We start from the raw sequence: 10120 nt of genomic DNA on the forward strand, positions 1-10120 counted from the left end.
AGAGAGGAAGCATCATGGCTACCAAGGTCGAGATCATCGTTGACAACCTCGACACCCCCGACGCCTTCGAGACCGCCCTGCCGGACGTGCTCGACAAGGCGCGGGCCCTCCCGGGTCTGCGGCGTCTGGAGTCGAGCCGGGTGTGGCCGAAGGAGGACGGCACGCCCACGCCGGCCTTCCGCACGCTCGACCTGTACTTCGACGGCTACGCCGAGGCCTCGGCGGCCACGGCGTCGCCCGAGGGCGGTGCGTTCTTCGGCGCCGTGATCGAGGCGACCGGCGGCAAGATCACCGGCCTCTTCCTCGACGTCGAGATCAGCTAGAAGCGGCCCGCGCGAGTGAGACTGCGAACGTGAACGAGAAGCGGCACGCGACCCTGTGCTGGGACGCGTGCCGCGTCACGTTGCTGCTACCGCGGGACCGTGAACTCGACGTCGTGGCCGGGCCCGCGCGCCTGCGCGTCGCCGTGGGGAACAAGCCGCCCGCGCGGCGAGGTTGAGGCGGATGCGCCTCGGGTTCCGGGGCGACCACGCTGCGAGAGGGGTGAGCACATGGGCGAGTCGCGTGACGAAGAGCTGGACGTGCTGATCGGGGCGATACCCGAGGGCTGGTCGCGTGCGCGGGTAGCCGGGCAGACGTGGGGCGTGACGCGTACGACGCGTGCCGGAGGCAAGGTCGTCTCCTTCGAGGCGGAACACCTCGGTGGCGCCGAAGGGCTCGGCGCGAACATCTGGTTCACCGCGGACGGCGCCGTGCTCAAGCCGTGCGAGGTGCCCGCGGAGCGGGTGATGCAGCTCCTTCGTTCCGTGGCGTCACCGCAGGCCGACGCTCGCGCGACGACCCGCGCATGACGCCCCGGTCGAGGACCGCCTACCTGCCGCGAGCAGGCGTGAGCCGCTCGAGGACGGCGTGTGCGACGGGCTTGTACTGGGCGTAGCGGTCGGGGTAGGCCGAGACCTCGACGGCCTGGGCGGCTTCTCCCGGGTGCAGGTCCTTCCACCCGTGGATGTCGAGCAGGCCGCGCGGCGAGCCGCCGTTCGGGCCGCCCGGGCCGCCGAAGAAAGCGGCGGCCTGGTACTTCGGTCGCATGAGCTGCTTGACGCTTCCCCAGCCGGAGGCAGGACGCATCTGGAACAGCCCGAGGCTGTCGAAGTCCTGGCCGACCCCGTCGTGGGGATGCTTGACCGAGGTCGGGTAGGCACCGGGGTTGGCCAGCATCTGCAGGTGTGACTCGGTCAGCGCGGCCATGAGCGCGACGATGATCCCGTCACGCCCGACGCCCTTGGTGCGCGAACCCACGGAGATGATGGTGGCGGCATGACGCAGCTGGCTCCGGTCCAGGGACACCGGTATGCCGTCGACGGTCTTCGCGGTGAGCCTGGTCGGCAGGCGCTGCACCGTCGGACGGTTGCCGCTGCGGTCGGCGCGGTCGGTGCGGTCGCGGCCACCCCGGTCGTGGCTGTCGTGGCGGTCACGGTCGCCGTCGCTGCTGTGGCCCCGGCGGGGATCCTCACCTGCTCCGCCGGCGACACCGGTGGAGGGTGCGGAGAGGGCGTGTGCGATCGGAGCCGTGACTGGTCCGAAGAGCAGCACCGCGAGGAGGAACGTCGCGACGACGCGCGTCAGGAAGATCGGACCTGGTGTACGGATTTGCAGGGTGTCGAGTTGCTGGGGGGCGGGCATGGCGGAGAGCACCGGCCAACGATGCCCTGGCACGTGGAGACAACGTGTGAGGCGAACGTGTGAGTAGGTGGCTGCTGTGGTGCGATCGCGGCAGGCCGCCCGAAGCCGACCGACCGGGACGGTGTCGGGCGAGAGCGGCCAAGCGCGAGGCCCCGCGCAGACCCTGGCTCCGGTCGACGAACCCAAGGAGCCGGGACCCCCAAGCTCCCCAGGTCGGCGGTCCCAGCTCCTGCCCGAGCGTGGGCCCAGACCCCACGCGCGGGTCCCGACCCGGGCGTCGCCCGGGCCTCTGCCCTGCCGGGAGCCTACGTGGGTCGTGGGGCCGGAGCAGCGTCCGGGGTGGGTGAAATGGCGGAGGAAGTGGCGCTCGCGGGCGCGTTCGTACCGGCCGTGACCTGGTACGGCGTAGCCTCAGGCCTCATGTCGGTCGAGGGGCGGCAGTTCCAGGCGGAGCTGCAGGCGGCGCAGGAGGCGGTGGTCGAGCACCGGGACCTCGTGGAGCGCCTCGGCGCGGCGCGCTCGACGCTCGCTGCGGCCCGGGACGAGCTGGCCCGCGCGACGGTGGCGCTCGCCGGTGCGGAAGCTGCGCTCCGCACGCTGGAACGACCGAGCCCCGCGCTGATCCTGGCGGCCCTGCGGGGTCGGCGCGCTGAGTGGCTCGCGGTCCGACGGTCCGAGCGGGACGACGCCCAGGCTCGCGTGGCGGAAGCGCGGACCACGGTCGACGGCTGGGAGCGGGAGCTCACGGCGGTGCGCGCCGGGCTTGACGCTCTCGGCGATGTCGACGGCTGGCACGCCGCCGCGTCCGCGGCCGCGGAGACGTGGGCGCTGCAGGTCGGGGCGCGCGGGGCCGCTGAGCTGCGCCGGCTCGCGCAGCAGGCGGACGAGGTCCGTCGTGAGCTGGCGGACCTTCGCGAGGTGGAGGACGCCGTCGACCAGGCCGGCACGGCGCTGGTCGGCGCGCTCCCACATCTGGACGCCGCGAGGTCGATGGCCACGGACGAGCGGCGGGCACGGTCCTGGCCCCGCGACCGCCTGTTCATCCTCTCCGACGGGCGGAAGGCCGACGAGATGGACCAGGCTGTCGGCCTGATCCGGAAGGCCGCTGCGGCGCTCCGCGTGCTCGCGCGCGAGTTCGACGAGGTCGAGCGGGACCGCATCGATCACCTGCTGGACGACGACTACCTCGGGACGTTCGACTTCCTGTTCGACCACCGGTTCAACAACCGGAACTTCATGGACCGGGTCGACGGCGCCGTCGACCGGGTGCACGAGGCCCTGGGGATCGTCGAGCAGGCGGACCGGAGAACCGGACGGCGGACGGCCGAGGTCGACGCGCAGCTCGCGGACCTCGGCCGGCGGCGGGACCGGCTGCTCATGAGCCTCTGATCCCTGTGGCCCGTCACCGGGCCTGGGTCATGACCTGTTGCCGGGCTGGTGGCCGCTGGCGAGCTCGTGGGCCTCGGCGGCGAGCTCGGACCAGTCCTCGGGGTCCGAGATCGTCACCCAGTCGGCGCCGGGGTCGTGCCGGAGGAGCTCCGCGATGCCGCGCTTGATCAGATCGTCCGCGCGGACGGCGGGCAGGCGGACGGCGAGCGAGCTGCCCGCGAGGAAGGCGAACGGCGTCTGACGGACCAGGAGTGCTCCCTCGCGCACGGTGACGTCGAGGTCGGGGTCCTGTTCGAGGGCGGTCCTGAGAGCTTCGTACCGGGCGTCCATGGTCATCGTGCTGTCTCCTGTCGTGCACCTGAGGTGGTCTGACGGCCACCTGGTCGATCCTATGGCTCGACCTCCGAGCCTTCAGGTTGCCGGTGGCCTGCGCGAGGCAGGTCGTCGCGGCCTCCGCGCACCCGGCACCCGGATAGAGTCCTCGCCGTGAGCAGCGGATGGCAGGACATCATGAGCTCGGTGCACGAGGGCGCAAACGGCCCGTGGATGTGTCCGGAGTGCGACGAGGTCGCCGTCGAGCTGGGTCAGCGCTTCCGGGGTCGCGGGGTCGTCGAGTCGACGCTGCTGTGTCTTGCCTGCCAGGCCGGGGCCGACGTCGTTGACCCGTGAGGTCCGTAACCCCTAGCCTGGCCGCCAGGCGTTCAGGACCTGTCCGAGTCAAAGGAGACCTCGCGAGGCTGGGTCCGGCCACCCCACCACCCAAGCAGTCGCAGATGATGCCGAGCTCACCGCCCGCAAGGATGACAGCGCTGACATAGGGCCGCCGTCGGGCCGGTGCCGGACCGCTCGGACCACCACCGAACGAAGGAGCGAACGATGAGGTTCACCAGAGTTGCCGCCACGGTTGCCGCGCTGGCCTGCGTGGTGGGGACGGCGGCCCCCGCCGACGCGGAGCAGGGCGGCGCCCCCGCCGTGTCACAGCGCACGCAGGTGCAGCGGGCGGTCGCGTCGTACGACGCGATGCAGGAGTACATGGCGGCGGGCGACGGTTCCGGCCTCTACCGCGAGCGGTACCCGAGCGGGGCCGACGACCGCACGTACTCGTTCGAGTGGCCGCACTCCCAGGCGCACGTCGCGACGCTCGACCTCACCGGCCTGCCCGGGGCAGTGGGTCGGTCGTTCGAGGACGACCTCACCGACGTCGCCCGCGGGCAGGAGCACTTCTGGAACGCCGACGGCGGCACCACCGGACTGCCCGGCTACGACTCGTACCCGCGCGCCCCGTACGGCGGTGGCGGCGACATGTTCTACGACGACAACGAGTGGGTCGCGCTCGCCAAGGTGCAGCAGTACCTGGCCACCGGCGACGAGGCGGCGCTCGGACGTGCCGAGGAGATCTTCGAGCTCGTGGTCTCCGGGTGGGACACCGACCCGTCGCACCCGGCGCCCGGCGGCGTCTTCTGGACCCAGGCCACCTGGAGCACCGACCGCAACACCGTCTCCACCATGCCCGGCGCGCAGCTCGCCACCCGCCTGTACCTGATCACGGGGGAGCGCGACTACCTCGACTGGGCGAAGCGGATGGTGGGGTGGACCGACGAGCACCTGCTCGCGCCGAACGGCCTCTACTGGGACAACATCAAGCTCGACGGGTCGATCGACCGCACGCAGTGGTCGTACAACCAGGGCGTCCCCCTGGGCACCTACACCCTGCTGTACGAGGCGACGGGCGACCAGCGCTACCTGAAGAAGGCGAAGGCGATCGCGGCGGCGTCCTACCGCTACTACGTCACCGAGGGGCGGCTGGCCGACCAGCCGATGTTCTTCAACTCCATCTGGTTCAAGAACCTCCTCCTGCTGGAGTCGGTGACCGGCGGCACGAAGTACCGCGACGCCATGGCGGACTACGCCGACCACCAGTGGCGCACCGAGCGCGCACCGGCGACCGGGCTGTTCAACGCCGGCGACGAGCACACGGAGCTGCTGGAGCAGGCGGCGATGGTCCAGATCTACGCCACGCTGGCCTGGCCCCGCGAGCAGGCGTCCATCCTGTACTGAGCCCGCCGAGACAGTCGGCACCGAGGAGCGGTCGAGGGGTCGTCCTGCGAGTTTTCCCTGGGAACGCAGGGTGACCCCTCCTAGGCTGCGGGGCGTGAGCCTTCTCGACGTCGACACCCTGCGCGGCCTGCCGCACCGCGAGGCCGCCGGCCGCCTCCTTGCCGGCGGCTGGAACGTGTGCGGCCTCGGGGACTGGGCCACCGTCTGGCGGTCGCCCGACGGCGCGCTCGTCGCCCGGGTCAGCCCGTTCGAGCCGGCCTACGGGGTCTTCGTCGAGCTGTGCCGCTCCCTGGAGGGGCATCCGCTGCTGCCGCGCATCGAGCTCGACGCGCCCCTGGCGGGCGGGGGCCGCATCACCGTGATGGAGTTCCTGATGCCGGTCGAGCGGGCGGAGGCGGAGGCCGTCGTCGACCGCTGGAGCGCCGCCGCGCCGGACGACCCGATCACCACCGTGCGCAGGAAGGCGGAGCAGCTCGACGCCGAGGCCGCCCGGTCCGTCCCGTTCTGGGGCGGCCTGGACCACAACCCCGGCAACGTGCTGCGCAACGCCGTCGGCGAGCCGAAGCTCGTCGACCTGTTCTACGCGGCAGGCCTGGAGATCTACCGGGTCCTGCGGGAGGACCCGGCGCGCCTTGCCGAGGCGATCCCCGCCGAGCGCCGGCGCTACATCTGCGACATCGCCGCGCTCGCCCGCATGTCCGACCCGGACGAGCTGGCCGCGCTGCGGGCGGCGGCGGACAGCATCGGCTGAGCGCCGCGCGGCCCGTTCGAACGCCACGGGGGACGCGGGCCGGTCAGGACTGCTCGGCCTCGACGATTCCCTTCAGCACGGTCATCGCGCCCATGCCGTTGGGCCAGCCGGTGTAGAACGCCAGCTGCAGCAGGGCCTCCTTCAGCTCGTCATCGGTGACGCCGTTCCGCCGCGCGTAGCCGAGGTGGAACTGGAGCTGGTCGGTCTTGCCCAGCGCGGTCAGGGCCGCGACCGTGACGAGGCTGCGGTCGCGCTTGGACAAGCCCTCGCGCTCCCAGACCTCGTCGAAGAGGACCCGGTCGGTGTAGTGGACCATCCCCGGGGCGAAGTCACCGAAGGCGTTCTGACCCCCGGTCCAGCCCGTGCTCTCAGCCATGGCCGTCTCCTCTGCTCGTCAGGTGCGGACGCTGCCATTCCAGTACGGATCCGCGGCACGTGGGAGTCCCCGTCAAGGGGTGTACCGACAGAGGATCCCTCGCGGCGTCGCCCCGCCGTACGTTGGATCACCGGAACAGAAGGAGACCGCCATGTCTGACAGCGAGTTCGACCAGATCTTCCCGCTCGGGGAGAAGAACGACGCCTACGCGCAGTACTTCGTCGGCCAGAGCTATCTGGCCCCGCTCGCGCCGGGCAGCGTCCCCGTCAGCAACGTGAGCTTCGAGCCGGGATGCCGCAACAACTGGCACATCCATCACGGCAGCGACGGTGGTGGCGACCAGATCCTGCTGTGCACGGCCGGCAGCGGCTGGTACCAGGCGGAGGGCGACGACCCCGTGAGCATGGAGCCCGGGTCGGTGATCCATGTCTCGGCGGGGACGAAGCACTGGCACGGGGCGAAGCAGGACTCGTGGTTCTCCCACCTCGCTCTCATCACGCCCGGCGCAGACGTGCGCAACGAATGGCTGGAACCGGTCACCGACGAGGCGTACGGCCGGCTCCAGACCGCCGTCACAGGTCCTCCGCGATCGTCTTGATGTCCCCGAGGCGCCGCTCCCAGGAGGCGCCGATCGCATCCAGCCGCCGGGCGGTGGCGCTGAGCTCCGCCCCCAGCACCCGGTACTGCACCTCTCGCCCGGCGGGGACCTGCTCGACCAGCCCGACCCGCTGGAGGATCCCGAGGTGCTTGGTGATCGCCTGGCGGCTGATCGGCAACGCGGCGGCCAGCGCCGAGGCGGACGCCGGCGCCTGCCCCAGCAGGGTCAGGATGGTCCAGCGGTTCTCGTCACCCAGCGCAGCGCACATCGGGACCAGCGCCTCCTTCATCACGGAGCCTCCGTCGACACGACCAGCTGGTCCAGCAGCTCGTCCCAGCCGAGGCGGTGGCTCTCCAGGTTGCCGGCGGGGTCGACCGTCGTCTCGAAACCCGTCTCGACGACGGTGAGCTGCGTGCCGCCGGCCACCGGCTCGAGGGTGAAGGTGAAGACGGTCGAGTGCGCGGGGTCGACCTCGCTCGGGACGGACCCGGCGGCCTCGTCGTTGCACCACCGGTAGGAGATGGTCCGCGGCGGGTCGATCGCCTCGACGCGGATCGGGATGGCGGGTTCGTCCGGCCACGCGACGGTGCCGTGGGCGCCGACGCCGTCGCCGACGAGCACCGTCCGCCCGAACCAGCGGGAGATGTGCTCCGGCTCGGTGACGGCGATCCACACCTTCTCGACCGCGGCGGCGATCCGGATCGTCCGGCGCACGGTGAACGTGTCCTGCTCGACGACGGACAGCGGGTTGTCGGTCATGTCGTTCGTCCCTTCCTCGGTCAGCTCGGTCAGCTCAGTCGGCCTGGCCACGCGCGGCGAGCGCCTCGGTGGGTGTCCCGGCGCCCGGCTCGACCCTCCGCGGCTCCGCCGTCTGCGGGGCGGCCTCCGCGGCGGGCGCCTGCGGGCGGAGCCGGCCCGTGGCGACGGCCACGACCACCGCGGTCGCCGCCACCACGGCTCCGGCGAGGACGGCGGCCGCGAGACCCGCCTGCCCGATCGCGGCGCCCCCGAGCAGAGCCCCGACGGCGTCCCCGGCATTGCTCGCGGACGCCGGCAGCGAGGCCGCGAGGGCCGCTCCGGGCCCGGCCAGGCTCATCACCCGGCTCTGCATGGCGGGCGCCATCCCCATGGCGAACAGTCCCACGCCGACGATGGCCAGCACGGCGACCGTGACCTGCCCACCGAAGAAGAACATGACCAGCAGCGAGATCATCAGGCCGATCGTCCCATACCGCAGGGCGCGCACGGCGTGCGCGTCGGCGAAGCGGGACCCGACCGCGGAGCCCACCGTCGTCGCCACCCCGAACGCGAAAAGCACCCCCACCACCAGCGGGCCGGTGACACCCGTGACCTCGCCCAGGTACGGCACCAGGTACGTCAGGGCCGACTGGACACCCGCGAAGACCAGGCAGCACAGCGCCAGCACGGCAAGCACCCGCGGCGCGAACGCATGGCGTAGCTGGGCGCCGGCCGTCCGGCTCGCGCTCGCCACCGGGACCGGAGGCAGCACCAGCAGGGCGGCGAGCACGACCCCGACGCCGATGACCGCCAGGCCCACGAACGACACGCGCCACCCGAGCTCCCGCCCGAGCAGCGACGCGAGCGGCATGCCCACGGCGCTCGCAGCAGCGAAACCGGTGATCACCACGCCCATCGCACGGCCGGCACGATCGCGCGGCACGACACCGTCCAGCGCGGTCAGGGCCGCGGCGACGAACAAGCCCTCTGTCGCCCCGACCCCGGCGCGCGCGACGAGGAACAACGTGTAGTCCGCCACCAGTACCGGCATCAGGTTGAGCAGCGCGAACGCCGCCACGGCGCCGACGAGCACCGCTCGGCGGTCCAGGTGTGCCGTCAGGAGCGCGAGCAACGGGCCACCGAGCGCCATGCCCAACGCGAAGGCGGTCACGAGCGTGCCGGCCACGGGGATCGAGACGGCCAGGTCGGCCGAGATCAGGTCGAGCATTCCCATGACGAGCAGCTCCGCGCTGCCCATCGCGAACGCCCCGACAAAGAACAGGACGAGGACCGCGGGGGTCCCGCCGCGAGGCTTGCCGATCGCTTCCATGATGTCCTCCGGTCGGTTGAGTGCAACCTTATGGTTGCACAACCCGACTCGGTGCTGCAACCTTTTGGTTGCAGGTTGGCGAGACCGCGCCGCCATTACGACGACGCCCCCTCACCACCGCCCGCCGTCGGCGCCAGGACGCCGGTCAGGAGGTCGACCAGCTCCGCGGCGAGCCGGCCGTCGGGGTCGAGGTCGGGGTCGAACACGGTGAGCTGCAGGCCGACGCAGCGCGGGGAGGCGCACAGAGCTCGAAGCACCAGCGCCAGCTCGTCGAGCCCGAGCCCACCAGGGTCGGGACTGTCGACCGCGGGCATGATCCCGGGGTCGAGCACGTCGGCGTCGACGTGCACCCAGAACCCGTCCAGCTCGGTCCGCTCCAGACGGTCCAGCGCGGCGCGGGCCGACGCGGCGGCTCCGGCCGCGCGGAGCTCGGCGACGTGCCGGACGAGGACGGCGGTCCCCGCGAGCTCGGCGGAGTACTCGTCGTCGTCGCGGATGCCGAGCACCGCGACGTCGTCGTCCCGCACGTAGGGGCGCAGGCCGTCCAGGTCGGTCACCTCCGTCGCGCCCCGACCGGTGACCAGGGCGAGGTCCTCGCCGGCGGCGGCGCCCACCATCGCGGAGTTGCCGGGGTGCCGGAAGTCCGAGTGTCCGTCCAGGAAGGCGAGCCCGAACCGGCCGCGCCGGCGCAGCGCCAGCCCCGTCCCGAGCAGGATGCTGCAGTCGCCGCCGAGCACCAGCGGGAACCGGCCGGCGTCGAGCAGGGCGGTGATGCGGTCGGCGAGGCGCCGGGAGTACGCGGCGATCTGCGACGCGTGCGCCACGCCGTCGCCCGGTCGCCAGCCCTGCCGGTCGTACCGGGGCGGGGTGATGCAACCGGCGTCCCACGCCCCGAGCCGGTCCAGGAGCCGGTGGTCCCGCAACGCACCCGGCGCCTTGTACGTGCCCGGCACGACGCCGGGGCTCGGCGGCCTCAGGCCCAGGTTGGAGGGTGCGTCGAGCACCGCGAGCCGTCGCGCCTGGTCGTTCGTCGTCGTGTTTGCCGCACCGGCAGGTTCGCTCATGGCGCCCATCCTGGTCGTCCTGACAGCCGCGGGGGAAACCGGAAAAGGAAAAAAGGTGGCCAACAAAAGTTCCGCCGCCCCCGCCCGCACCACAGCCCTCCCCCTCTTCCCCCCTCCCCCCCCCCACCACCAC

Annotated in this window: 14 protein-coding genes; 7 read left to right on the forward strand and 7 right to left on the reverse strand. The window is 72.3% G+C overall.

The window, feature by feature from the left end; all coding sequences use genetic code 11:
* Positions 1 to 14 precede the first annotated feature (14 nt).
* Together ACFV9Q_RS19790 and ACFV9Q_RS19795 are read left to right on the forward strand one after the other, a co-directional pair.
* A complete protein-coding gene (locus ACFV9Q_RS19790; RefSeq protein ID WP_377235816.1) occupies positions 15 to 323 on the forward strand; it encodes an EthD family reductase in 309 nt (102 codons plus the stop codon).
* 228 nt (positions 324 to 551) lie between these two features.
* Positions 552 to 851, forward strand: a complete 300-nt coding sequence (locus ACFV9Q_RS19795) for a hypothetical protein (protein ID WP_377235817.1) — start codon at positions 552 to 554, stop codon at positions 849 to 851.
* Positions 852 to 870: 19 nt separating this feature from the next.
* Here the strand turns inward: ACFV9Q_RS19795 and ACFV9Q_RS19800 are convergent, their stop codons facing one another.
* On the reverse strand, positions 871 to 1695 hold the full coding sequence (locus ACFV9Q_RS19800) for a hypothetical protein (RefSeq protein WP_377235818.1): 825 nt from the start codon (positions 1693 to 1695) through the stop codon (positions 871 to 873).
* A 336-nt stretch (positions 1696 to 2031) separates the two neighbouring features.
* Here ACFV9Q_RS19800 and ACFV9Q_RS19805 point away from each other — a divergent pair, with 336 nt between their 5' ends.
* Positions 2032 to 3072 carry a hypothetical protein gene (locus tag ACFV9Q_RS19805; RefSeq protein ID WP_377235819.1) on the forward strand — a complete coding sequence of 347 codons (1041 nt, stop codon included), beginning with the start codon at positions 2032 to 2034 and terminating at the stop codon, positions 3070 to 3072.
* Positions 3073 to 3099: 27 nt separating this feature from the next.
* Here the strand turns inward: ACFV9Q_RS19805 and ACFV9Q_RS19810 are convergent, their stop codons facing one another.
* Entirely contained in the window at positions 3100 to 3408 is a 309-nt protein-coding gene (locus ACFV9Q_RS19810; protein WP_377227993.1) for a hypothetical protein, read from the reverse strand.
* Positions 3409 to 3558: 150 nt separating this feature from the next.
* Here ACFV9Q_RS19810 and ACFV9Q_RS19815 point away from each other — a divergent pair, with 150 nt between their 5' ends.
* The 3 genes from ACFV9Q_RS19815 to ACFV9Q_RS19825 all read left to right on the forward strand — a co-directional run bounded on the left by ACFV9Q_RS19815 (position 3559) and on the right by ACFV9Q_RS19825 (position 5881).
* On the forward strand, positions 3559 to 3741 hold the full coding sequence (locus ACFV9Q_RS19815; protein ID WP_377227992.1) for a hypothetical protein: 183 nt from the start codon (positions 3559 to 3561) through the stop codon (positions 3739 to 3741).
* Between the two features lie 207 nt (positions 3742 to 3948).
* Complete coding sequence (locus ACFV9Q_RS19820) at positions 3949 to 5130, forward strand: glycoside hydrolase family 76 protein (protein ID WP_377235820.1); 1182 nt, start codon at positions 3949 to 3951, stop codon at positions 5128 to 5130.
* 94 nt (positions 5131 to 5224) lie between these two features.
* Positions 5225 to 5881, forward strand: a complete 657-nt coding sequence (locus ACFV9Q_RS19825) for a hypothetical protein (protein ID WP_377235821.1) — start codon at positions 5225 to 5227, stop codon at positions 5879 to 5881.
* A 43-nt stretch (positions 5882 to 5924) separates the two neighbouring features.
* Here ACFV9Q_RS19825 and ACFV9Q_RS19830 read toward each other — a convergent pair whose 3' ends face one another.
* Positions 5925 to 6257, reverse strand: a complete 333-nt coding sequence (locus ACFV9Q_RS19830) for a carboxymuconolactone decarboxylase family protein (RefSeq protein ID WP_377235822.1) — start codon at positions 6255 to 6257, stop codon at positions 5925 to 5927.
* Positions 6258 to 6408: 151 nt separating this feature from the next.
* Between ACFV9Q_RS19830 and ACFV9Q_RS19835 the strand changes: the two genes are divergently transcribed.
* Positions 6409 to 6855: a cupin domain-containing protein gene (locus tag ACFV9Q_RS19835; protein WP_377235823.1), complete on the forward strand. Its 447-nt coding sequence runs from the start codon at positions 6409 to 6411 to the stop codon at positions 6853 to 6855.
* Here ACFV9Q_RS19835 and ACFV9Q_RS19840 read toward each other — a convergent pair.
* The 4 genes from ACFV9Q_RS19840 to ACFV9Q_RS19855 form a co-directional block, all read right to left on the reverse strand.
* The gene (locus ACFV9Q_RS19840; RefSeq protein ID WP_377235842.1) at positions 6830 to 7144 is read right to left on the reverse strand and encodes a metalloregulator ArsR/SmtB family transcription factor; all 315 of its coding nucleotides are present in this window, start codon (positions 7142 to 7144) and stop codon (positions 6830 to 6832) included. The two genes, ACFV9Q_RS19835 and ACFV9Q_RS19840, sit on opposite strands and share 26 nt — an antisense overlap.
* Positions 7144 to 7665 carry an SRPBCC domain-containing protein gene (locus ACFV9Q_RS19845; protein ID WP_377235824.1) on the reverse strand — a complete coding sequence of 174 codons (522 nt, stop codon included), beginning with the start codon at positions 7663 to 7665 and terminating at the stop codon, positions 7144 to 7146. The genes ACFV9Q_RS19840 and ACFV9Q_RS19845 overlap by 1 nt, the downstream gene beginning before the upstream one ends.
* Positions 7649 to 8923 (reverse strand): MFS transporter, encoded by a 1275-nt coding sequence (locus tag ACFV9Q_RS19850; protein WP_377235825.1) that lies wholly within the window; start codon positions 8921 to 8923, stop codon positions 7649 to 7651. The genes ACFV9Q_RS19845 and ACFV9Q_RS19850 overlap by 17 nt, the downstream gene beginning before the upstream one ends.
* A 95-nt stretch (positions 8924 to 9018) precedes the next feature.
* Positions 9019 to 9987 carry an arginase family protein gene (locus ACFV9Q_RS19855; RefSeq protein WP_377235826.1) on the reverse strand — a complete coding sequence of 323 codons (969 nt, stop codon included), beginning with the start codon at positions 9985 to 9987 and terminating at the stop codon, positions 9019 to 9021.
* Positions 9988 to 10120: the final 133 nt, after the last annotated feature.

The organism is Promicromonospora sp. NPDC059942, from assembly GCF_042731755.1.
In the GTDB taxonomy this organism is placed as follows: Bacteria; Actinomycetota; Actinomycetes; order Actinomycetales; family Cellulomonadaceae; genus Promicromonospora.